The sequence below is a fragment of the Stenotrophomonas sp. FBCC-B152 genome (genome assembly GCF_059134105.1).
This window is the reverse complement of sequence record NZ_CP101442.1, coordinates 2,948,558-2,971,269: the sequence shown is the minus strand read 5'-3', so window position 1 is coordinate 2,971,269 and position 22,712 is coordinate 2,948,558. Positions and strand designations below refer to the sequence as shown.

Here is a 22,712-nt window from a genome sequence, read left to right as displayed (position 1 = left end):
ATAGGCGGCGAGAGGTACTACGCGTTTGATAAGGCTGGGCGAATGACAGATGAGATTAATGGACTCTAGAAAGCATGGATTCCAGGCTTACCGCCGCAGCTCACCGCGCATGCTCTGCGCATCACATCCAATGTCGCTGCAGGACAACGGAGGGTGATGACGCCTCGCTCTACGCCTATACTAAAAGCTATTCGACATTCGATGGCGCCCCTCGCGTGATCGAGTGCGGTTGTGTACCGTAAAGCGATGGATGAACTAGTACCCGGACTTTTCTACAGCATGTTCGCCCACATGGTCAGCCGATCATGGGTGGTCTTTCTTGCGAAACGAGAGCCAGACCGAACAGCGGGTGAGGAGGAGCTGGCTTTGCTTCCTGTCATGCCAACGCGCGATCTGACGGTGGCACGGAATGGCTTCCATGGGTGTATTGCAGTGATGAAGGAGCGAGGTGCTTCGAAGTTGATCTCGTTAGTGTCATTCGTTCATGTCGCTTCGCTTGGCGTCTTTGTCCTGTTGCTGCTCGCGATCGGATTCATTCCTTTGATTCGATACGTTCTTGATGCGATTTGAAGGTGGGGGGGCATGCGGGTTGAGGAGAGCAGTCGGGCAGAGCCCGGCTCTACCTCGCGGGACGAAGCTCGGGTTTGCAACTGCACCGACGTCATCCCGACTATGGATGAAAATGATGAACGTTAGAGCGGTTTCGACGATTGTTCTTGGGGCGAGTGCGATGGCCTTTATTGCCCTCCTGTTGTCCTTCCTTGTGCTGCTCGCAGCATTTGGGGTTGATGTGGCAGACAAGGTGTGGACTGGTGTCTATCCAGTCGTCGCGTGGTTGATCGCGCTACTGGTTTGCGTTCGGTTCATGGCTCGTTAGCAAGCGCCATCATTAGTTGTTTAGGGCGACTTGAGGCAGCTGCTACGGAGGATCCTCCGCGGGTAGATGTGGTCTGGTTCAACGATGTGGTTCTGAGGAACCGGAAGTGCCCGATGCAGTTCGCGTATGACATTAATGGCCTGGAGGCTGTAGTGGGTGAAGTGACGTTTCCGAGCAGCTTCGATGACGTCGAGTTCCACGACGGTGTCATCAACTCAGTCTCAGTATCGATCGTGGATCAGTACTGCGAGATCGATCTCAGCCTAGGCGACTACAAGGTGGGCAGGAGGCGGTCAGCCTCGCTGCTGTCATGCAGGGGGCTGGAGTCGTTCTTCGGGCGCTTCGGCTTCCCCGAACTTGCTGACAACGCAGCAGCCGGGAACGTTCAGGATGGCCGGGTTGACGAGTCAGGCGGAAGTTTGAGGCTTTACTTGGCAGGCGGCCTTGTTGAGGCGGCGGGAAGTAAGGTTGAACTGGATGTTGGTCGGGAGCTTGCGGATCGGCTTGTCGCTTCAAAGATTGCGGTGGGTTCGGCCGGGTTTGTGCAGATAGAGAAGGCTGATTTCCTCTTCTCTCAGCTGGAGTCAATTCACTTTTCTGCCGCTACCAGTTCGTGCGTCATCGACCTGCTTATGGCCGCTGGAGGCAGCCCATCTGAACTCTATCCTGTGAGGATGTCATTCGGTCGGGTGTCGTCCTGTCTCGCCAAGCTGGACGTATCAGGGCTGGCCGCAGAGCACGGGTTTGGAAATGTCCGAAGCTGCATTGTCAGTCGTAAGGAAAAGATGATCAGGATGTACGTGAGCGATGGCTTCATTGAGGTAATGGCCGGGCGCGCGTCGCTGGTTCGTCGATAGTACTTTCGACGCCTGGTATGCTCTTCGGGTTCCGATATTGATCTTGCCCTCATCAGTTGCAACCAGGCTGGTTCTTAGCGGGAAGCATGGGGTACGTGCTGTGGATGAAAAGGAGCAGAGCAGTTATGACGAATCAATGGGGGACTGTCTCTTATACCTCGAGGATGCCGCTGGTATTGTCGCGGCTGGTCCCGTGGGAGCGATACGGCGGTTCAACGGTCACTTCGCTGCTGCGTGGGAGCTCAGGCAAGACCTTCTAGCCGGAGCGTCGCTGGTAGGCTGGAGTGGGTTGACCGAGGCGCTTCGGCAGAGTATCGAGCGATTGGTCGCCGCTGCCGCTGCGCTTCCGGAAGCGGCCTTCGCAGGAAATGACGCGAGTGAACTCTTTCATCTGTCTTGGGAGAAGGTCAGGGAAGCAGCGAACCGGTTTCTCGCCGCGAGAGAGGTGGAGCAGGCTAGATGAATAATGTGCTGCGATGGGTTGCAGTTGTACCAGCTTCTCTCACCAGTTTCGGGGTGGTTCTGCTGGCCGTGATGTCGCTTCGCGGCCTATTGCTGCGCTTCTGCCCCGCCGGTGACCTAGGTAGTGAGTGGACCTCGGATCTATCGCGGCGCGACTATGAAATAGGCGGCCCAATCTGCTATGCGGAATGGTTTCAGGGCGCCGAGATGGCCTTGTTGGTAGCGGCGTTCGCGGGCGCAGTAGTTGCGGCTGGAGGTGTGGCGGCATGGGTGGCGCCGACCAGAAGGCTGGCAAGTGGGTTCTCCGTGGCCGTTCTGTCCATTCTTTGCACGGATCTGCTTTTCCGCTTCTCATGACAACGTTCAAGCCTATGCTTAGGGATAGCGCATGGTGACCCTATGAAGATCTTCTCAGACGAATGGTTTCGGTCCGAATGGAGGAAGCTCGGGTTCCACTATGACCGTGATGATGAATCAAAGCGGTGGATCATCACAGGTTCCGAAGAGGGGTTGCGTGCGTTTGTGGCCGCAATTCGAACCTATGCGGCAGATTCCGAGAATGACTGGGTATCCTGTCACTGCAACTTGGGGCCGTATGATTTCCTTGAAGTTGGTACCTGGGATTCAGCGATCATCGACGGCCACTGGATTGCAGGTCGTCTGAGCGATCTTCAGGCATTGGCGACCTACATTGAGGAGTGGATCGACGTCGCGCAAGATGTGGGCGCTTGTCTTTCTGTCAGGTCGTTCTTCAGCCCGGGCTCCCCATACGATGTCTGGCTCAGGCTGGAATCGGATGGCTTTGATCCGTCAACGTTGGATCCATCTCTATAGGCACGTTGGATGCTCAGTTGCCTCCACACTCTGGTGCAAGCACTTCTCTCACTACCTCAAGCTGACGAAGGAGGGTTGTCGGTGAGCTGCGAGTTGTGTGTCGATGAGTCTTGAAACTGGTGTCGAAAAGAGGGGCGTTGCTGCTGATAGAGCTCTGGAATATGGGGTGCGATATGCCCGAAGATAGGCAGATGGCTACCGGGTTGATGTTACGCGACCACCGTTGGGGGCGATAATGAAATTCAGGTTCGATTTTTCATTGTTCTATTCACCCACTCAGCCGTACGGATGCATCACCGGATACGTCGAGATCCCCTTTCAATCGCTACCCGGAGATGTGCTTTCGCTGCTGGATGGGGGCGAGATGGGCGAAGGCCTGACGTTGAAGATTGAGTCAGTGCTGCAGGCGGGCGACGATTATCCCGCTACGTTGATGCTTGAGGATCACGTCGTTGACGGGCATGCTTCAGCACATGCACTAGCGCATAGGCTTGAAACGGAGCGCCAGTTCTTCGTCGATGTCTATTAGCGTCGTGCATTGCTGATGCAGCAGATGCCTCGCCAGATCTCGATAGGGTGGTATGGCGTTCAAAGTTTCAGCCACGCAGGGCGTGGGTCTACGGCCGGAGCGCGATCATCGTATCGAACGGTGCTTTTGCTGCAGATCCAACCACAGCTTCTGCGACGTTCGGCCGAATGGCCCCAGGCGCTGGGCTAGATCCAGGTCCACATCCTGGTCACCGGCGAGGAAGCATTCGGCGAAGTCCTGCGACACGCCGATGGCGTGGGCGAAGTCCAGGGTGGAGGCGCCCATGGGCGCCAGGATGAGTTCGCGCACCATCCAGCCGGGGTGTTCGTGGATGATCTGGCTGTCTGGGGTGGCGCGGCCGCGCTTTGCGATGTGATTCTCGAAGGCCGTGGAGCTTCCGTTGCGTGTTTCTTCGGGGAACTCGATCAAGGTCACGATCAACTGGCCGGCCGTTGCTTCGATGCTGACGCTTGAGCCGACTCTGAAGCCGGCGTTCTCCAGCCAGTGGCCGTGTATGGACAGGCATGGCACGGTGCCGCCGCCGAAGGTGTCCATCCATGCGTAGGTGTGGGCACGCACGGTGTAATGGCGCGGGCGGTCTGCCGTGGGCAGTAGCAGTTCGGGGAAGAGGGGGGTGTTGCGGGGCGAGCGCATGGAGGGCCTCCAAGGGGAAATCTCCCTTGCCGGTAGGGCAAGGGAGCCGGGAGGTTCAAATCCGCTCGTGAGCATGCGGCGTGGAGTATTTCCCCGGTTGAGGGGTCTTGTATTAGCCACCCTCCCGACATGGGACTTCCATAATTTTGCTCACGTTTGGAGATTTGAAGCTCCGTCACCACCATGCGCCGTGGTGAGTTCGGTCGCCAATCGATTGTGTCTGTTGGTCTTCCGGGTTCGATAGGCATTGCCAACATGGTGTCGCTAGCGGCTCCGGTTGGAGCGGTAGTGCGACGGCGGTGCGGTTTTGTTGGGGTGTTGGCGACAGAGGTGTCTGGCGTTACGTGGGACACGCGTGGCGTGTCGCTACGCGGGTTCGTGCCTGTTGCGACACTGTGAGGTGGCGGCGTAGAGGTGATCGGTAGTGACACGCCATGCGTGTCCATCGCGGTGTGCGGCGACGCGTTGCGAGTGGATCGTTGGGTTCCGGGCGTCGATCTGCATCGCAGCCACGCAGGGCGTGGCTCTACGGTTTCATTTTCATTGCCGCAACGTTGGTTTCAACCCGGTCCCGGGTTTAGTCCATTCCCAGCTTTTTCAGCTTGTAGCGCAACGCGCGGAACGTGATGCCCAGCTGCGCGGCAGTGCGCGTCTTGTTCCAGCGGTTCTCTTCCAGCGCCTTCTGGATCGCGGTGCGTTCCATCTGCTCGATATACGAAGGCAGCGCGCCGTTACCCGCCGGCAGATCCACCACCGCTTCTTCATGCGGCGCCACCGGGGCCCCACCATGACGCGGCGTACCCTGCTGCGGCAACCGAAGATCGCTCGCGCCGATGGTGTCACCCTCGGCCAGCGCCAGCGCACGCTCCAGGATGTTCTCCAGCTCGCGCACGTTGCCCGGGAAGTGATACGTGCCCATCGCCTCCAGCGCCGACGGCGCCAGCAACGGGGTAGGCCGCCCATGCGTACGCGCCAAGCGGGCAAGAATCGAAGCCGCCAGCTGCGGCAGATCACTACGGCGCTCGCGCAGCGGCGGCACGCGCAGCTCGATCACATTGATGCGGTAGTACAGGTCGTGGCGGAACCGTCCATCTTCCACCAGGTCGCCCAGATCCTTGTGGGTGGCAGAAAGAATGCGCACATCCACCGGAACCTCGGTGGCAGAACCCACCGGACGGATCGACTTTTCCTGGATCGCGCGCAGCAGCTTCACCTGCATCTGCAGCGGCAGTTCGGCCACTTCGTCCAGGAACAAGGTGCCGCCGTGCGCGGCCTGGAACAGGCCCGGCTTGTCGGCATGGGCGCCGCTGAAGCTGCCCTTCTTGTGCCCGAAGAATTCGCTTTCCATCAGCTCGGAAGGAATCGCGCCGCAGTTCACCGGTACGAACGGGCCGGCTGCGCGTGCGCTCTGGCCGTGGATGGTGCGGGCCACCAGTTCCTTGCCCACGCCCGATTCGCCCAGGATGTACACCGGCGCCTGGCTGCGGGCTACCTTGGTGATGGTGGCGCGCAGGCCATCCATCGCCTGGGAGTCGCCAAGCAACCGCGCGGTGGTGTCGCTGGTCAGCGGCGGCGGGGCAGGGCGTTCGGTGTTGTTGAGTTCCAGCGCATGCTTCACCAGCCCGCGCAGCACCGAGATGTCCACAGGCTTGCTGACGAAATCGAACGCGCCGGCCTTCAACGCTTCCACCGCCAGGTCCATGCTGCCGAACGCGGTGATCATCGCCACCGGGGTGCGCGGGTAGTGCTGGGCGATTTCGGTGACCAGCTCGATGCCGTTGCCATCAGGCAGGCGCATGTCGGTGATGCACAGGTCGTAGGGGTTGCTGGCCAGCAGCTCGCGCGCTTCGGCGAGGTTGGCCGCGGTGCTGATGCGCAGGCCCATGCGGCCCAGGGTCAGTACCAGCAGTTCGCGGATGTCGCGTTCGTCGTCGACGACGAGGGCGCTGCGGTTTTCGTTCATATGGGGGAAAGATAGCCGAGAGCGGTTGAAAACGACAAACTATTGACGCCTGCAGGGTAGCGCGTCATTGCGGCAGCATGGTGTGCGGGCCGGGCAGTACCAGCCGGAAGCAGGCGCCGCCGGCCGGAACGGACACGTACTCCAGGTTGGCCTGGTTGGCCTTGCACAGCTCGCGGGCGATATACAGGCCCAGCCCGGTGCCATGTTCGGAGGTGGTGTAGAACGGCCGGAACAGCTGGCTGGCCACCGATTCGGGAATGCCCGGCCCCCGGTCCATCACGTCGATCACCGCGTTGCGCTCCTGGCGGGCCACACGCAGGCGTACGCGGGCCGGGTCCTGCCCGGTGCGGCCGTACTTGAGTGCGTTGTGCACCAGCACAGTGAGGATCTGGTGCAGGTGGCGCGGGTCCACCAGGCCATGCACCGAGCTTTCGCTGATGATCGGCTCGATGCTGTCGGTTTCCAGCGTGAGGCTCTGCTTGTACTCCAGCACGAAGCGGCGCACGAAGGCGGCCAGGTCCAGGTTTTCCGGGTTGGCCCGCTCGCGCCGGGCCAGGCCGAGCACGCTTTCCACGATGCCGTTGGTGCGCTGGCACTGCTGGTGGATGATCTGCAGCAGGCGGCGGTCGGTATCGCCGATGGCGGTGGATTCTTCCAGCAGCTGGGCGGCGTAGTTGATGGCCGCCAGCGGGTTGCGGATCTCATGGGCCAGGCTGGCCGAGAACCGGCCCATGGCCGAGAGGGTGAGCGATTCGGCGCGGCGCGAGACCACGGTGGAATCGTCCAGGAACACCAGGGTGAGGTCGCTGCCGGCCAGCAGGCGGGCAAAGCGCGGCTGTACCTCGGGCTGGTCGGGCGAGAGCTGCAGGGGCGTTTCTTCGTTGGTCCAGCCGTTGCGCCAGCGCAGCAGGCGGCGGCTCAGGTCGGGCGCGGCGCTGCCCAGTTCCAGCAGGCCGCTGCCGCTGTTGCCGTCGTTGTCGCCGATCAGGGTGGAGGCGGCCTCATTGGCCAGGGTGATGCGGTTGGCACCATCCACCACCAGCACGCCGGTGCGCATGCGGCGGATGATCAGTTCGTTGATCTCGAACAGGTTGGCCACCTCGGCACCGCGCTGGTTGGCCAGCTGCTGGTTGCGGCGGGCGCGGTTGCCCACCTGGTAGCTCACGAACGCCAGGGCCAGGAAGCTGGTGATGAACATGGCCAGCTCGGCCAGGGTGCGGTTGGGCTCGCCGTTTTCCAGCAGGTTCCACACGTACTCGCCGGCGGTGGCGGCGGCGGCCAGCAGCGCCAGGCCCATCCCCATCGACAGCGGCAGCAGGGTGGCGGCAGCGGCGATGTTGAACAGCAGGGCCATGGACAGGCCGGCGCTGGCGCCGGGCAGGGCGTGGGCCAGCAGCACGGTGGCGATGATGTCCACCGCCACGCTGCCCACCACGATGGGCTGCAGCCAGCGGTCGTTGCGGCCGCCGACCAGGATCAGCAGGGAAATGGCCAGGTAGGCGCCGCCGACCACGGCGGCCAGCTGTGGATGGGTGGATTCGCCCACCAGCGCGCTCAGCGGGCTGAACAGCAGGGCGGCGATGACCGCTGCGATCAAGACCCGGTAGAGGGCGAAAAAGTACAGCTCCCGCTTCGGCATGGACTCGATGCGGTCGATCAATGAAGCACTGGGTGACACGCCGGAACTCCCCTTCTGGCTGGGCCCAGTATAGGCATAGGTTTGGGCCCCGAACCGCGCATTTTGACCATTCCCGACCCACCCCCGGGGGGCCGGCCTCGGCGCAACTGCCTGAATGAAGGTGGAAATCTCCCCCTCTTCACGCCGGGGGCCCGGTTTCTTTGCGCCGCGCCGCCGGGTCGTCCACAATAGTGGGCCCGCCGCGGTCCGTGCGTGCGGTCGTTCCTATTCCCACGGTGACGCATGAATTTCCACGAATACCAGTCAAAACAGCTGCTTGCCGAGTACGGCATTCCCGTCCCGGCCGGCAAGGTCGCGGCAACCCCCGATGAAGCCGTCGCAGCTGCCAACTCCCTGGGCCAGGGCCCCTGGATGGTGAAGGCGCAGATCCATGCGGGCGGTCGCGGCAAGGCTGGCGGCGTCAAGTTCTGCAAGACCACCGATGACGTCAAGGCCGCTGCGGCCAAGATGCTCGGCACCAAGATGGCCACCTACCAGACCGCAGGCGTTGAACTGCCGGTCAACCTGGTGCTGGTGACCACCGCCGGTGAGATCGTCAAGGAGCTGTACCTGTCGGTGCTGGTTGACCGTGGCACCAAGACCATCACCTACATCGCTTCTTCGGAAGGCGGCGTGGAGATCGAGCAGGTGGCTGCTGAAACCCCGGAGCTGATCCACTCGCTCAACGTTGATTTCGTTGAAGGCGTGCAGGGTTACCACGGCCGCGATTTCGGCTTCAAGCTCGGCCTGACCGCCAAGCAGGCCGGCCAGTTCGCCAGCATCATGGTGAACCTGTACAAGCTGTTCAACGAAAAGGACCTGGCGCTGGTTGAAATCAACCCGCTGGCCATCCTGGACGACGGCAACCTGTACGCGCTGGACGGCAAGTTCGACAGCGACGACAACGCCGCGTTCCGTCAGAAGGCCCTGGTCGCCATGCGCGACAAGACCCAGGAAGACGAAACCGAAGTGACCGCTTCGGAGCTGGACATCAACTACGTCACCATGGACGGCAACATCGGCTGCATGGTGAACGGCGCCGGCCTGGCCATGGCCACCATGGACGTCATCAAGCTCAACGGCGGCGAGCCGGCGAACTTCCTGGACGTGGGCGGCGGTGCGAACAAGCAGCGCGTCATCGAAGCGTTCAAGCTGATCCTGTCTTCGGACAAGGTCGAAGGCATCTTCGTCAACATCTTCGGCGGCATCGTCCGCTGCGACATGATTGCCGAAGGCATCATCGCCGCTGTGAAGGAAGTGGGCGTCAAGGTTCCGGTCGTGGTGCGCCTGGAAGGCACCAACGTGGAAGAAGGCAAGCAGCTGCTGCGTGACAGCGGCATGGCCATCATCCCGGCCGACAACATCAACGACGGTGCCAAGAAGGTCGTTGAAGCTGTCAAGAACGCCGCCTGATCCGACACCGAAGGAAATCCAATGTCCGTTTTGATTAACAAGAACACCAAGGTGATCGTGCAGGGCTTCACCGGCCAGCAGGGTACCTTCCACGCCACTCAGATGATCGAGTACGGCACCCAGGTTGTTGGCGGCGTGACCCCGGGCAAGGGCGGCACGACCCACATCGACCTGCCGGTCTTCAACACCGTTGCCGACGCCGTGCAGAGCACCGGCGCCAACGCCTCGGTCATCTACGTGCCGCCGCCGTACGCGGCTGATGCGATCCTGGAAGCTGCGGCTGCCGGCATCAAGGTCATCGTGTGCATCACCGAAGGCATTCCGGTGCTGGACATGCTGCGCGTGAAGAACGTGCTGACCCGTTCGCATCCGGACACCGTGCTGATCGGGCCGAACTGCCCCGGCGTGATCACCCCGGGCGAGTGCAAGATCGGCATCATGCCGGGCCACATCCACAAGCCGGGCAAGATCGGCATCGTGTCGCGTTCGGGCACCCTGACCTATGAAGCGGTCAAGCAGACCACGGAAGTGGGCCTGGGCCAGTCGACCTGCATCGGTATCGGTGGCGACCCGATCAACGGCCTGAACTTCGTTGACTGCCTCAAGCTGTTCAACGAAGACCCGCAGACCGAAGGCATCATCATGGTCGGCGAAATCGGCGGCGACGCCGAGGAAGCAGGCGCTGAGTACATCAAGAACCACGTGAAGAAGCCGGTCGTCGGTTTCATCGCGGGTGCTTCGGCTCCGGCCGGCAAGCGCATGGGCCACGCCGGTGCGATCGCATCGGGCGGCAAGGGCACTGCCGAAGGCAAGTTCGCCGCCATGGAAGCTGCCGGTGTGGTCACCGTCCGCTCGCCGGGCGACCTGGGCGCCGCCATCGCCAAGCTGGTCAAGTAAGACGCTACGCGTCTTACGCGTAAAGCCGGGCCCTGGCCCGGCTGCACGCAACCAGAAACAATCAACGCCCCGTCAGGGGCGTTGTTTGTTTCTGGGGTTCGGAAAGGAGCTAAAGGATTGCCTGAAGCCCTTTGTCGGCAATCACATTCAACAGCTTGAGTGCAGGGCCTGTGGGGTGACTCTCACCCTGTTCCCACTTGCGGATGGTCGACGCAGTCGTATGCAGGTGGAGCGCGAAAACAGGCTGGCTGAAGTTCAGTCCTTCCCGCAGCCCTTTGATATCGGCTGCGCTGAGATCACGTACGCGCGGTGGGCACATTGCGTCAAAGTGGCGCATGGTCACTTTGCTGACAGCACCGGCCTGCTCAAGCGCAGCCAGGTCATCACGCAGGGATTCGACAATCTTGCTCACAGCGTATCTCCAATAAAACGCCAATTTTCAGCGCCTTTCCAAGTGCGACGGGGTCAAGCTCCAGAAACACTTTGCCCGCGTACTGAAGCGCCTGCTTCTCTTCCTGCGTGATGTTCGACTTTTCGCTCTTCGAAAACCCGTGCAGGAACACAAAGCGGTTGCCGAGTCGGGCCGAAAGCAGGGTGCGATATCCATCGCGTTTACCGCCCCGGGGTCGTGCCACCCGCATCTTGTAGAGGCATCGACCTAGATCCGCGTCAATCAGCCCAAGTTCCATTGCGTGGACCGCCTGGCACAGTGCCGCATCAGGAAGCCTTTCCGCCGACTGCCAGCGCGCGAAGTCCTTACGCTTGAAGACCTGCATCAGACAAGATGCCAAAAGTATACCCGTAACGGGCATATTGCTTGTGAAGGTACCAGCTTGAGTCGTCGAACATTCATGGGGCAGAGCAGGGGCGCAGCAGGAGCCTGTTGATACGCCGGAACCCAGTCGACTACTTTCAGAATTGTTGCGTGGAAAGGTGGACGTTTCCGACTGCACACAATGCCGTCTTCGGGCTGCGTTTCTGCGTTCTGGCACCCGGTTTGCCGGGCAGGGCCCGGCGCTACAATGGGGTATCGAAACCTCAGGCGTTACCTCATGACCTCGATCCGCATTGCGATGGCTCAGTTCGATTTCCCAGTGGGGGCGGTCGAGCGCAATACCGACAGCATCATCGCGATGATCGCCGAGGCGCGCGATGAGTTCGGCGCCGAACTGGTGGTGTTCCCGGAACTGGCCATCAGCGGCTACCCGCCCGAAGACCTGCTGCTGCGCCCGCGCTTCCTGTACGACTGCCAGCAGGCACTTGCCCGCATCGCCGAAAGCACCCAGGGCATCACCGCCGTGGTCGGCTGGCCCGAGGCCACCGGCGCGGTGGTCTACAACGCGGCGAGCGTGCTGCGCGATGGCCAGGTGCTGCATACCTACCGCAAGCGCGAACTGCCCAACTACGCGGTCTTCGATGAGCGCCGCTACTTCGACGTGGACCCGGATGGCGGCAGCTGCGTGTTCGAGCTGAAGGGCGTGCCGGTGGGCGTGCTGGTCTGCGAAGACCTGTGGTTCCCCGAGCCGCTGGCCGACACCGTGCGCCAGGGCGCCGAACTGGTGGTGGTGCCCAATGCCTCGCCGTACGAACGCGGCAAGCACGCCCAGCGCGATGCGCTGCTGGCCGAGCGTACCCGGGAAACCGGCGCGGCGCTGCTGTACCTCAACATGGTGGGCGGGCAGGATGCGCTCACCTTCGATGGCGCCTCGGTGGTGGCCGATGGCGATGGCACCGTGCACCCGGCCGCCGCGGCGTTCACCGACCAGTGGCTGGTGGTGGACTACGACGCCGAAAGCCGCCGCTTCCTGCCGCGCGAGTGGATGGACGATGGCGACGAGAGCATGGATGCGCTGGCCTGGCGCGCGGTAACCCGTGGCATCCGCGATTACTGCGGCAAGAACGGCTTCAAGAAGGTGTGGCTGGGTTTGTCCGGCGGCATCGATTCGGCGCTGGTGCTGGCGATGGCGGTGGACGCGCTGGGCGCGGACAACGTTACTGCCGTGCGGCTGCCGTCGCGCTACACCGCTGATATGTCCAACGACCTGGCCGCCGAGCAGTGCCGCGCGCTGGGCGTGAAGCTGGAAGCGGTCTCGATCGAGCCGGTGTTCGAAGGCCTGATGACTGCGCTGGGCCCGATGTTCGAAGGGCAGGCGGCCGATGTGACCGAAGAAAACCTGCAGTCGCGCGCGCGCGGGGTGATCCTGATGGCGCTGTCCAACAAGTTCGGCGGGCTGCTGCTGACGACCGGCAACAAGAGCGAATACGCGGTGGGCTACGCCACCATCTACGGCGACATGTGCGGCGGCTACGCGCCGCTGAAGGACCTGTACAAGACCGAGGTATTCGGCCTGTCCAAGTGGCGCAACACGGTGGGCGGGGCGCCGGTGATTCCGCCGGCGGTGATCGCCCGGCCGCCGTCGGCCGAGCTGCGCGCCAACCAGACCGACCAGGATTCGCTGCCGGCCTACGACGTGCTGGACGGCATCCTGTACCGCTACGTGGACCAGGAGCAGTCGCGCGAGGAGATCGTGGGGGCAGGGTATGCCGCCGAAGTGGTGGACCGCGTGCTGCGCCTGGTGCGCACCAGCGAGTGGAAGCGCCACCAGGCCGCACCCGGCCCGAAGGTCTCGCGCCGCGCGTTCGGCCGCGAGCGCCGCTACCCGATAAGCAACGGCTACAAAGGCTGAACGAACGGGCGCATGACGGGGCGCGGCAAGCGCGCCCGATGGCTTCGTGGAAGTAGCGGAAATGGCCTGGAAATAGAGTGCACGGCCCTCTCCCAACGGGCCCCTCTGCATGTCCACCGTCATCAATACCCGAACCCATTCCTTCGTGCAGGCGCTGGCGTGCAAGCGCGACAACGCCACGCTGTCGCCCAAGACGGTGAGGAAGCTCACGCTCATCGCCAACCGTGAATTTGGCGGTCGTGCCGAGCACGTGTTCCGCAAGGGGCTGGCCACCGCCGGATTCAGCGGTGATGCGGTGGGGTTCCGCAGGGCGATCTCCAGCCAGTTGCAGAGCGTGCGCTCGCCGGACCTGAGGCAGGTCCTCAGCCAGTGGCTGGGGCGCTTGCCTGCGCCCGAGCCGCATACGGGTCAGTCCGGTGAAAGGGCGTCCAATGTCACCGCATGGCTCGCAGGTACCGCAGCCTCCGGCGTCACGCAGTGGGATGAGCTGCCTGCGGCGGGCATACCGCCCGTGGACTATCTGGATGATGCGCCTGCGGTGCAGATACCCCAGCCCGACTACGACGACGCGCCCGACGTGGTGATCCCTCCGGCGGACTACGAGGACGCGCCGGCACCCGAGCCGCGGAAGCAGGATCGCCGCGTGCGTTTCAGCGACGTCGTCGAGGTAGTACACCTGCCACCCGCAGATGTGGCGGAGACCCGTGACGGTCGCCGGGGCTGAGCGAAACACGGAAGCGCATCCGGAGACGGTCACTAGAGTCAGGGTTTTCCTACGGAGACACCCTGATGCATCTTCCTCCCGCCGATACCAGCACCCCCGGCTACCGGCCAAACGGAGTCCCGGCACAGCCTGAGCCGTCGCGCGCCCCGCGACACGCGCGGGTGGTCATCACCAACGGGCCGCTGCTGCAGCATCGGGTGGAGCCGGTCTGCACGGTGGGGCGTTTTGAGGTTTCGCGTGTTCCCGATTTCACAATGCGTCAGGCGGAGCCTGCGACGCGACATGGAGCGGGCGTCTTGCCGGCTTGAGGTGCAAATGAAAAAGGGTCCCGCGAGGGACCCTTTTTCTGTTTCTGCACCGCGCTGGTATCAGCGGCGGTTCATCGTGGCGTTGCGCTGGCCGGTGCTGGCGGACTTCTCGCCGGCGAACGGGTTCAGCTTGCGGATCATCCACGGGTACTTCGGCCAGTTGCCCTGCAGCCACGGGTGCTCGGGCTGGTTCAGCTCCAGCACGCGGCGGGCATCGTCGGCCAGGGTCTTGTTGCCCAGGTGGGTGTAGGCCTCGCCCAGGGCGGCCACGGCGTCGTACTGGAAGTTGCTCTGCGGGTAGGTGTCCAGCAGGTAGTTGGCACGGCCGGCAGCCGATACCCAGGCTTCGCGGCGCAGGTAGTACAGGGCGTTGTCCAGCTCGTGCTGGGCGAACACGTCGCGCAGTTCCAGCATGCGCTGGCGTGCATCGGCAGCGTAACGGCTGTTGGGGTAACGCTCGACCACGATGTTGAAGTCGGCGTAGGCCTGGCGCGGGGTGGACAGGTCGCGGCGGCTCGGATCCAGCGACCACACGCGGCGCAGGAACACCGTGTTGCGGTTGCTGTTGGCCAGGCCACGCAGGTAGTACATGTAGGCGATGTTGCGGTGGGTCGGGTAGGTACGAATGAAGCGGTCGATGCTCGACACCGCGTCATCGTGCTTGCCGGCCTTGTACTGGGCGTAGGCGGTTTCGATCATCGCCTGCTCGGTGTACGGGCCGTACGGGTACTGGGCGATCAGGCGGCGGAAGGTGGCTTCGGCGCCACTCCAGTTGCCCTTCTGCATCAGGCCGTGGCTCTTGTCGTAGATCGTTTCGACAGGCTGGCCTTCTTCCGGGTTGTCACCCTTGGCGCCACGGTGGCAGCCGGTGGAAACGAGGGCCAGGACCAGCATCAGGGCCGCGGTGCGGACGGGCGCGGACAGCAGGGAAGAGCGTCGGATCATGGGGTCAGGGCGGGACGCGGCTGGAATACGAAGGGTCGATGATAGCCTAGTGGCCTGTCCTGCGACTGAAACTGGTTGCCGGGACCCCCAATTTGTCTTCCTGCGGTGTGCTCCCCATGTCCGATAACGCTTCTGAAACCGAATCCACCCGTCAGGCCGTCGTGCCTGATACCGCCGCCGGGCGGCGCTTTGACGCCGTGCTGGCCGACCTGTTCCCCGAATTCTCGCGCTCCAAGCTGAGCGAGTGGATCAAGTCCGGGGACGTGCTGCTGGACGGCGAGCCCGTGCGCGGGCGCGACCCGGTCCGCGGCGGCGAGGTGGCCAGCCTGCATGTCGTGCTCGACACCCAGACCCACGCCGAGCCCGAGGACATCCCGCTGGACATCCTGTACGAGGATGAACACGTTTATGTGATCAACAAGCCGGTCGGCCTGGTGGTCCACCCCGGCGCGGGCAACCCCAGCGGCACCCTGGTCAACGCGCTGCTGTTCCGCGACCCGGGCCTGTCGGTGCTGCCGCGTGCGGGCATCGTGCACCGCCTGGACAAGGACACCAGCGGGGTGATGGTGGTGGCCCGCACGATCCAGGCGCAGACCGCGCTGGTGGAGCAGCTGGCCGCGCGCAACGTGCACCGCCAGTACCTGGCGGTGGTGGTGGGCGCGCTGGTCTCCGGCGGTACCGCCGATGCCCCGATCGACCGCCACCCGCGCGACCGCATCCGCATGGCGGTGCGCGAGGACGGCAAGGACGCGGTGACCCATTACCGCCTGCGTGAGCGCTTCCGCGCGCACACGGCGCTGGAATGCCGCCTGGAAACCGGGCGTACCCACCAGATCCGCGTGCACATGGCCCACCTCAAGCACGCCATCGTGGGCGATTCGCTGTACGGCGGCGCGCTGAAGCTGCCCAAGGGCGCCACCGACGACCTGGTCGCGCAGCTGCGCGGCTTCAAGCGCCAGGCGCTGCATGCTGAAACGCTGGAATTCGCCCACCCGATCACCGGTGAGCCGATCCGCAACAGCGCGCCGCTGCCGGCCGACATGGTGGCGCTGCTGGACGCGCTGCGTGAAGACACCAAGCGCTTCACCGAGCTGGAGCGCGGTCGCCGCTGATGGCCACGCCCCTGGCTTCCGTTCCGTCGCACGACGCGCCGCTGCCGGTGCTGGCCGCCGACTGGGCGGCCGCGCCCGGGGTGCATGCGCTGACCACCCTGCGCCACGGCGCAGGGGGCTCGAAGGCGCCGTTCGACCAGTTCAACATGGGCAACCGCACCGCCGCCGACGGCGACGACCCGGACCAGGTGGCGCGCAACCGCGCGCTGCTGCAGGCCGGGCTGGGGCTGCCCTCGGCACCGCACTGGCTGCGCCAGGTGCATGGCACCGGGGTGCTGCGCTTTGACGCGCCGCCCGTGGCCAGTGGCATTGAGGCTGAACCCACCGCCGATGCGGCGGTGACCTCGGTGCCCGGGGTGGTGCTGGCGATCCTGACCGCCGACTGCCTGCCGGTGGTGCTGGCTGCGCGCGATGGCCGCGAGATCGGCGCTGCCCATGCCGGCTGGCGCGGGTTGGCCGACGGCATGCTGGAAGCCACGGTGGCGGCCATGCGTACGCCGCCGGGTGAGCTGCAGGCATGGCTGGGGCCGGCGGCCGGGCCGGCCGAGTATGAGATCGGCGCGGACGTGTTTGCCGCGTTCGTGGACCTGGATGCCGGGGCGGCGGAGGCGTTCGTGGCCACCCGTCCGGGGCATTGGAAGGTGGATCTGTACGCGCTGGCGCGGCGGCGGCTGGTGGCGGCCGGGCTGGACCCGGGCGCGATCAGTGGCGGGCAGCTGAGCACGATTGCCGAGCCGGGGCGGTTCTATTCGCATCGGCGGGATCGGAAGACCGGGCGAATGGCGACGTTGGCGTGGATTTCGCCGTGAGCCCCGATGTCGGGGCCGTGATCGTGTTTGATGGCGTGTGCGCGCTTTGCAGCCGCTGGGTGCGGTTCCTGTTGCGGTTTGATCGCCAGGGGCGCTACCGGTTCGCGGCGATGCAGGGGGCGCAGGGGCGCGCGCTGTTGCAGCAGCACGGGCTGGACCCGGACGACCCGTTGTCGTTCCTGCTGGTGGAGCAGGGCCGCGCGTGGAGCGATACCGATGCCATCGTGCGGGTGCTGGCCGGGTTGGGCGGGGCGTGGAAGCTGGCGCACGTGCTGCGGGTGGTGCCGCGCGCTTGGCGCGATCGTGCGTATCGCGCGCTGGCACGCAACCGGTACCGGTGGTTTGGCCGGCATGAGCAGTGTTTCCTGCCCACGCCGGCCCAGGCGGCGCGTTTTCTCGATTGAAAGCGCGCGGACGCGCAGGTCACCGAAGGACGCTGTATTCGATCCGCCGATTGCGATCCCGCCCGCTCTCCAACCGGTTGTCGGCCACCGGATGCTCTTCCCCATACCCACGTGGCTCCAACACACCGGCCGGCACCCCCAACGCCTGCAGTTCCGCCACCACCACATCCGCGCGTTGCCGGCTCAGCTGCAGGTTGGTCTCGGCAGCGCCCAGGCTGTCGGTATGCCCGCCCACTTCCAGGCGCACACCGGGCCCGGCCGCCAGGATGGCCTGCGCACTGGCGCGCAGCATGTCGCGGCCGTCGGCGCGCAGCACCGGCGATTTGTGCTCGAACCCGACCTTGCCCTGGTTCAACGCGGCCACCAGTTCGTGCGGTGCGGGGTTGGCCGGCAGCCGCGCCAGCGCGATCCGCCCCGCGTCCCACAGGCCGCTCACCTGCAGGTGGCCAAACGCCCGGCGCAGGGTATCGGACACCGCGATACGGTCGCCCTCCGGCAGCCGGGTCATGTCCACGTGCAGCGCATCGCCGGTGAACGACAGCGACAGCCCGGGGTGGCGCAGCACCGGGGCCAGGCTGACCAGCCGGTCCAGCCAGCGCGGGGCCTGTGCCTGCGGGTCGCGCAGGATGTCGCCGGTGACCCCGCCCTGGCCGTACTGGGCCACCAGCGCGCTCCAAACCCGGCGCCGGTCGGCCTCGCCCGGCAGGCGGCCGCGTACGTCGATCACGCCACCGCTGTTCACCAGCGACAGCCGCGGCGGGTGCTGCTGCTCGGCGTAGGCCGGTGCGGCACCGGTGCTCACCCGGGTCTTCTGGTGGATCCAGCCGGTCAGGCACAGCAGCACCCCGGCCACCATCACCCACAGCAGCCCGCGCATGGCGGTGCCGCGTACGAGGCGCAGGGTGGGGCTGCGCGGCGCCGCCTGCGCCACGGGATGCGGCGCCTGCGCGCTGCGGGCTTCCTGCTCCAGCACCTCCAGCAGGCCCGGCAGCAGGTCGGAGGCCACCACCGCGAACATGCCGGTGGGGAAGGCGGCGCGGCGTGCCAGCACGGCCAGTTCTTCCCGCCCGATCACGCATTCCAGCTGGCTGGCCAGCAGCCGCGAGGGGCGTTCATCACCGGGGAAGCGGCTGCCCAGGCCCACTGCATCGAAACGACGGCGCAGGCCCTGGATGCCGCCCGGCAGGCCGCGGATGTAATCGACCAGCACGTCCACCAGGTTGCGCGCGCGGTGGCCAAGGCCCATGTGCAGGGCGGTGTCTTCGATGAAGCGATCCAGCAGTGACATCAATCCGATTCCCGGTTCCAGCCCCTGCGGCATGCACGGGCGTTGCGGGAGTCAATGTCGGAACGGCCTGTCAACGAAAAATGAAAGTTGCACGGGCCGCAGGTTGCGAATCGGCTGCGGATTCCGACGATTTAGGAGGCCTATGGAAATGGCGCGCTGCGGTTGCCGGCCTGCCAGCGCCGGCCATGCAGAAAACGACACACTCCTAAAACGAGCGCATCACGGCGGATGATGCGCAGGGGGTGTGCGATTTCAGGCCGGAAGCGACAGTTTTATGCCCCGGCAACATGTCGCAATCAGCCGTTTTCGAGCGCGTCCAGATAGCTTTGGCGCCAGTGGTTGATGTCATGGGTACGCAGGTGATCCATCATCGCCTGCCAGCGTTCCACGCGTTTGCGCAGCGGCATGGTGGCGGCGGTGGCGATGGCATCGGCCACGCCATCCAGGTCATGCGGGTTCACCAGCAGCGCCTGCTTCATCTCATCGGCCGCGCCGGCCAGCAGCGACAGCACCAGCACGCCGGGGTTTTCCGGGTCCTGCGAGGCCACGTACTCCTTGGCCACCAGGTTCATGCCATCGCGCAGTGGCGTGACCAGGCCCACGGCGGCGGCGCGGTAGAACCCGGTGAGGGTGGCGTGGGCGAAGTTCTGGTTCACGTAGCGCAGCGGGGTCCAGTCCGGTTCGGCAAAGCCGCCGTTGATGTGGCCGGCGATCTGCTCCAGCTGGCTGCGCAGTTGCCGGTACTCGGTGACATCGCCGCGCGACACCGGGGCGATCTGCAGGTAGGTGAGGCTGCCGCGCTGGTCGGGGTGGCGCTGCAGGTAGCGCTCGAAGCCCTGGAAGCGTTCGGGCAGGCCCTTGGAGTAATCCAGCCGGTCCACGCCGATGGCCAGCTGGCGGTCGCGCAGGCTGTTGCGCAGGTCGCGCACGGCCGGCTTGTTGGCACCGGCCTTGGCCTGGCGTTCGATGTGCGCGGTATCGATGCCGATCGGGAACGCCGCGGCGCGGAAGCGACGCCCGCCGGGCGCTTCCAGCATGCCGTCGGGCAGCACCTTGCCGCCGGCGAACAGGCGAACGTAGGACTGGAAGCGGTCGGCATCGCGCTGGGTCTGGAAGCCCACCAGGTCGTAGGCATACAGGCTGGAGAACAGCCGCAGGTGGTCGGGCATGGCCTGCAGCAGGTCGGCCGAGGGCATCGGCACGTGCAGGAAGAAACCGATGCGGCAGCCGATGCCACGCTCGCGCAGCAGCGAGGCCAGCGGAATCAGGTGGTAATCGTGGATCCACACGATGTCGTCTTCGCGCAGCAGCGGCGCCAGCTTTTCGGCGAACAGCGCGTTGACCCGGCGGTAGGTTTCGCGGGTGGCGCGGTCGTAGTCCACCAGGTCCAGCCGGAAGTGCAGCAGTGGCCACAGGGTGCGGTTGGCGAAGCCGTTGTAGTAGCCGTCGACGTCGCGCTTGTTCAGGTCCATGGTGACGTAGCGGATGTCGCCCTCGGTCTGCTCGTGCAGCTCCCCGCTGTCATCGCGTACGGATTTTCCGCTCCAGCCGAACCACAGCCCGCCACGTTCCTTCAACGCGGCCAGCAGGCCCACCGCCAGCCCGCCGGGTGCGGCCACGCCGGGCGCAGCCACGCGGTTGGAGACCACCACGAGACGGCTCATGAGGCTTCCTGCCAGCTGCGCGACAGCCTCATGGCGGCCGTGACCAGGCCCACGTGCGAATAGGTCTGCGGGAAGTTGCCCCAGGCTTCGCCGTTGTCGAAGGCGAGGTCTTCGGACAGCAGGCCGAGGTGGTTGCGGCGCTCGAGCAGCATTTCGAACATCTCGCGGGCTTCGTCCAGGCGGCCGATGGCGGCCAGCGCGTCGATGTACCAGAACGTGCAGATGGTGAAGCTGGTTTCGGGCTCGCCGAAATCATCCGGTGCTACGTACCGGTACAGCGCGTTGCCGTGCTTGAGGTCGCGGCCGATGGCTTCGACGGTGGCGACGAAGCGTGCATCGTCGGCGGCGATGAAGCCGATGTCGGCCAACAGCAGCAGCGAGGCATCCAGGCGGTGGCCGCCGTAGGTGTCGGTGAAGTGGCCGAGCTCTTCGCTCCACGATTCACGCAGGATGCGGGCATGGATGGTGTTGGCGCGGTCGCGCCAGTATTCGGCGCGGTGGTCCAGCTTCAGGCGCACGGCGATCTTGCACAGGCGGTCGCAGGCGGCCCAGCACATGGCGCTGGTGTAGGTGTGCACTTCGGTGCGGCCGCGGAATTCCCACAGGCCGGCATCGGGCACATCGTGCAGGGCGAAGGCCTGTTCGCCCAGCGGTTCCAGCCGCGCGAAGGTGTGGGCGTCGCCGGGGTCCTGCAGGCGGCGGTCGAAGAACAGCTGGGTGGAGGCCAGCACCACGCTGCCGTACACATCGTGCTGGCGCTGCACCCAGGCCAGGTTGCCGCGCCGCACCGGGCCCATGCCACGGTAGCCATCGAGCGAGGCCACTTCGCTTTCTTCCAGCTTGGCCTCGAAGCCGATGCCGTACAGCGGTTGCAGGCTGCCATCGCCGGTGGCCAGGTTGAAGATGTAGCCCAGGAACTGTTCCATGGTGCGGGTGGCACCCAGGCGGTTGAGCGCGCGCACCACGAATGCGGCATCGCGCAGCCAGCAGTAGCGGTAATCCCAGTTGCGGATGCTGCCCGGGGCCTCGGGAATGGAGGTGGTCATCGCGGCGATGATGGCGCCGCTGTCTTCGTACTGGCACAGCTTAAGGGTGATGGCACTGCGGATCACCGCGTCCTGCCATTCCAGCGGAATGGACAGGTAACGCACCCATTCGCGCCAGTAGTCGCGCGTGCGCTGGAAGGACTCCTGCACGTAGCCGCTGAGCGAGCGGTTGAGCGATTCATCCACGCCCAGCACCAGGTGCACGGGGTGGCTGAGCACGAACGGCAGCTCATCGCGCACGAAGCGCAGCGGCACGTCGGTGGTCAGTCGCAGCACGTGGTCGGGCAGGATCCAGCGGATGTGGTTGCTGCCCCACGTGGCCTCGGGCACGCGCGCGCCCCAGTCGGCCAGCGGGCGGGCGCGCACGATGATGCGCGGGTTGCCGCCGAGCGGGCGCACCTGGCGGATCAGGCTGACCGGCCGATAGAAACGGTCGTTCTGGCGCCAGCGCGGCGCGAAATCGATGATTTCCAGCGAGCCGCCGTGCTTGTCGTGCAGCACGGTGCGCAGGATGGCGGTGTTGGTCAGGTAGCTCTGTTCGCTGCTGACCATGTCTTCCAGTTCGATGGCGAAATCGCCGCCGACCTGCTGGTTGGGCTGTAGCAGCGCGCATAAGGTGGGGTCGCCGTCGAAGGTGGGCAGGCAGCTCCACACAACGCGGGCGTGGCGGTCGATCAACGCACCGAAGCTGCCGTTGCCGACAACGCCAAGGTCCAGGGTGGAATCAGTCATGGGGTGGGGGTCTCTGGGTACATCAGTAAGCGTTTTCCTGCAGCCAGCCGTGTACGTCGCGCACACGGGGCAGGGCGAAGACCGCGGCACTGGGCTCACGTTCGCCCACCAGCACGCTCCAGCCGTGCAGGGTGTTGGCGGCATCGAAGCCGTATTCGTCGGTCAGGTCGTCGCCCAGGAACACGGGAATGCGGCCACGGAAGGGCAGCTGCTGCATGAGCTGGCGGATCGCGCGGCCCTTGTCGCTACCTTCGGGAATGAATTCCACCACGTGGTCGCCGGGCTGCAGCCGGTAGCCGGGGTTGCCGCCGATGTGGCGTTCGGCAAACGCGCGCACCTCGTTCGCCGCGTGCGGTGCGCCGCGCCAGTGCAACGCGAGGCTGCGGCCCTTGTCTTCCACCAGCACACCGGGGTGGCCGTGCGCGAACCGCATGGCCTGCTGGTGCACGGCGTGCAGCCATTCGCTGGTGTCGCTGTCGGTGGCGTTGCCGGTGAGCCCGTCAACGGCGTGGGTGTCACCGTTCAGGCCACGCACCTGGTGGCCATGCAGGCCGGCGGCGGGCAGGTGCAGCGGCGCGAACAGGCGGTCCAGCTGGGCCAGCGGTCGTCCGCTGATCAGCGCAACCGCGCCTTCGAGGCGGTCGCTGATGCGGCCGATGGCCTCGCGCACCTCGGGCAGCAGGGTGACTGCCTCGGGGTCTTCGGCAAATTCAATGAGGGTGCCGTCCACGTCCAGGAACAGCGCGCACGCATCGTCCAGCAGTGGCGGCGGCGGACGGAGGGGGTAGTCGTTGGCCATGCCGCCAACATGCCACCGGAAGCGTGATCG

The 22,712-nt window shown here is 65.0% G+C and carries 22 protein-coding genes; 12 read left to right on the top strand and 10 right to left on the bottom strand.

Annotated features, from left to right (window positions below):
* The first annotated feature begins 279 nt into the window (after window positions 1–279).
* The 5 genes from NMB40_RS13720 to NMB40_RS13700 all read left to right on the top strand — a co-directional run bounded on the left by NMB40_RS13720 (window position 280) and on the right by NMB40_RS13700 (window position 3,559).
* On the top strand, window positions 280–570 hold the full coding sequence (locus NMB40_RS13720) for a hypothetical protein (protein WP_494358764.1): 291 nt from the start codon (window positions 280–282) through the stop codon (window positions 568–570).
* A gap of 420 nt (window positions 571–990) precedes the next feature.
* Complete coding sequence (locus tag NMB40_RS13715; RefSeq protein ID WP_494358763.1) at window positions 991–1,734, top strand: hypothetical protein; 744 nt, start codon at window positions 991–993, stop codon at window positions 1,732–1,734.
* A 459-nt stretch (window positions 1,735–2,193) separates the two neighbouring features.
* Window positions 2,194–2,553: a hypothetical protein gene (locus NMB40_RS13710; RefSeq protein WP_494358762.1), complete on the top strand. Its 360-nt coding sequence runs from the start codon at window positions 2,194–2,196 to the stop codon at window positions 2,551–2,553.
* A gap of 42 nt (window positions 2,554–2,595) precedes the next feature.
* Complete coding sequence (locus NMB40_RS13705; RefSeq protein WP_494358761.1) at window positions 2,596–3,030, top strand: hypothetical protein; 435 nt, start codon at window positions 2,596–2,598, stop codon at window positions 3,028–3,030.
* Between the two features lie 235 nt (window positions 3,031–3,265).
* Window positions 3,266–3,559 carry a hypothetical protein gene (locus NMB40_RS13700; RefSeq protein WP_494358760.1) on the top strand — a complete coding sequence of 98 codons (294 nt, stop codon included), beginning with the start codon at window positions 3,266–3,268 and terminating at the stop codon, window positions 3,557–3,559.
* 105 nt (window positions 3,560–3,664) lie between these two features.
* On the opposite strand, the gene NMB40_RS13695 is transcribed toward NMB40_RS13700, so the two are convergent.
* The 3 genes from NMB40_RS13695 to NMB40_RS13685 form a co-directional block, all read right to left on the bottom strand.
* Entirely contained in the window at window positions 3,665–4,213 is a 549-nt protein-coding gene (locus NMB40_RS13695) for a SymE family type I addiction module toxin (protein ID WP_494358759.1), read from the bottom strand.
* A gap of 577 nt (window positions 4,214–4,790) precedes the next feature.
* Entirely contained in the window at window positions 4,791–6,176 is a 1,386-nt protein-coding gene (locus NMB40_RS13690; RefSeq protein WP_494358758.1) for a sigma-54-dependent transcriptional regulator, read from the bottom strand.
* Between the two features lie 64 nt (window positions 6,177–6,240).
* Window positions 6,241–7,854: a sensor histidine kinase gene (locus NMB40_RS13685; RefSeq protein WP_494358757.1), complete on the bottom strand. Its 1,614-nt coding sequence runs from the start codon at window positions 7,852–7,854 to the stop codon at window positions 6,241–6,243.
* A gap of 243 nt (window positions 7,855–8,097) precedes the next feature.
* Between NMB40_RS13685 and sucC the strand changes: the two genes are divergently transcribed.
* Both sucC and sucD read left to right on the top strand, forming a co-directional pair.
* Window positions 8,098–9,267 carry an ADP-forming succinate--CoA ligase subunit beta gene (gene sucC, locus NMB40_RS13680; protein WP_068853794.1) on the top strand — a complete coding sequence of 390 codons (1,170 nt, stop codon included), beginning with the start codon at window positions 8,098–8,100 and terminating at the stop codon, window positions 9,265–9,267.
* A gap of 21 nt (window positions 9,268–9,288) precedes the next feature.
* Window positions 9,289–10,164 (top strand): succinate--CoA ligase subunit alpha, encoded by an 876-nt coding sequence (gene sucD, locus NMB40_RS13675; protein WP_017356169.1) that lies wholly within the window; start codon window positions 9,289–9,291, stop codon window positions 10,162–10,164.
* A gap of 109 nt (window positions 10,165–10,273) precedes the next feature.
* Here the strand turns inward: sucD and NMB40_RS13670 are convergent, their stop codons facing one another.
* Window positions 10,274–10,576, bottom strand: a complete 303-nt coding sequence (locus NMB40_RS13670; protein ID WP_494358756.1) for a helix-turn-helix domain-containing protein — start codon at window positions 10,574–10,576, stop codon at window positions 10,274–10,276.
* Window positions 10,548–10,940, bottom strand: coding sequence for a type II toxin-antitoxin system RelE/ParE family toxin (locus NMB40_RS13665; protein ID WP_494358755.1), 393 nt, complete (start codon window positions 10,938–10,940; stop codon window positions 10,548–10,550). Before NMB40_RS13665 ends, NMB40_RS13670 begins: the two co-directional genes overlap by 29 nt.
* 276 nt (window positions 10,941–11,216) lie before the next feature.
* On the opposite strand from NMB40_RS13665, the gene NMB40_RS13660 reads away from it, so the two are divergent.
* Window positions 11,217–12,851, top strand: coding sequence for an NAD+ synthase (locus NMB40_RS13660; RefSeq protein WP_494358754.1), 1,635 nt, complete (start codon window positions 11,217–11,219; stop codon window positions 12,849–12,851).
* Between the two features lie 109 nt (window positions 12,852–12,960).
* Entirely contained in the window at window positions 12,961–13,575 is a 615-nt protein-coding gene (locus NMB40_RS13655; protein ID WP_494358753.1) for a hypothetical protein, read from the top strand.
* A 368-nt stretch (window positions 13,576–13,943) separates the two neighbouring features.
* Here NMB40_RS13655 and NMB40_RS13650 read toward each other — a convergent pair whose 3' ends face one another.
* Window positions 13,944–14,828: an outer membrane protein assembly factor BamD gene (locus NMB40_RS13650; RefSeq protein WP_282247404.1), complete on the bottom strand. Its 885-nt coding sequence runs from the start codon at window positions 14,826–14,828 to the stop codon at window positions 13,944–13,946.
* A 116-nt stretch (window positions 14,829–14,944) separates the two neighbouring features.
* Here NMB40_RS13650 and rluD point away from each other — a divergent pair, with 116 nt between their 5' ends.
* From rluD to NMB40_RS13635, 3 genes are read left to right on the top strand one after another with little or no spacing between them, the layout of a single operon-like run.
* On the top strand, window positions 14,945–15,940 hold the full coding sequence (gene rluD / locus NMB40_RS13645; protein ID WP_282247405.1) for a 23S rRNA pseudouridine(1911/1915/1917) synthase RluD: 996 nt from the start codon (window positions 14,945–14,947) through the stop codon (window positions 15,938–15,940).
* Entirely contained in the window at window positions 15,940–16,749 is an 810-nt protein-coding gene (pgeF, locus tag NMB40_RS13640) for a peptidoglycan editing factor PgeF (RefSeq protein ID WP_494358752.1), read from the top strand. The genes rluD and pgeF overlap by 1 nt, the downstream gene beginning before the upstream one ends.
* Window positions 16,746–17,153, top strand: a complete 408-nt coding sequence (locus NMB40_RS13635) for a thiol-disulfide oxidoreductase DCC family protein (protein ID WP_494358751.1) — start codon at window positions 16,746–16,748, stop codon at window positions 17,151–17,153. The genes pgeF and NMB40_RS13635 overlap by 4 nt, the downstream gene beginning before the upstream one ends.
* Window positions 17,154–17,172: 19 nt before the next feature.
* Here NMB40_RS13635 and NMB40_RS13630 read toward each other — a convergent pair whose 3' ends face one another.
* The 4 genes from NMB40_RS13630 to otsB form a co-directional block, all read right to left on the bottom strand.
* The gene (locus NMB40_RS13630; RefSeq protein ID WP_494358750.1) at window positions 17,173–18,441 is read right to left on the bottom strand and encodes an OmpA family protein; all 1,269 of its coding nucleotides are present in this window, start codon (window positions 18,439–18,441) and stop codon (window positions 17,173–17,175) included.
* A gap of 296 nt (window positions 18,442–18,737) precedes the next feature.
* The gene (otsA, locus tag NMB40_RS13625; protein WP_282247409.1) at window positions 18,738–20,105 is read right to left on the bottom strand and encodes an alpha,alpha-trehalose-phosphate synthase (UDP-forming); all 1,368 of its coding nucleotides are present in this window, start codon (window positions 20,103–20,105) and stop codon (window positions 18,738–18,740) included.
* Complete coding sequence (locus NMB40_RS13620) at window positions 20,102–21,883, bottom strand: glycoside hydrolase family 15 protein (RefSeq protein ID WP_494358749.1); 1,782 nt, start codon at window positions 21,881–21,883, stop codon at window positions 20,102–20,104. The genes otsA and NMB40_RS13620 overlap by 4 nt, the downstream gene beginning before the upstream one ends.
* Window positions 21,884–21,905: 22 nt before the next feature.
* A complete protein-coding gene (otsB, locus tag NMB40_RS13615) occupies window positions 21,906–22,682 on the bottom strand; it encodes a trehalose-phosphatase (protein ID WP_494358748.1) in 777 nt (258 codons plus the stop codon).
* Between the last annotated feature and the right edge of the window lie 30 nt (window positions 22,683–22,712).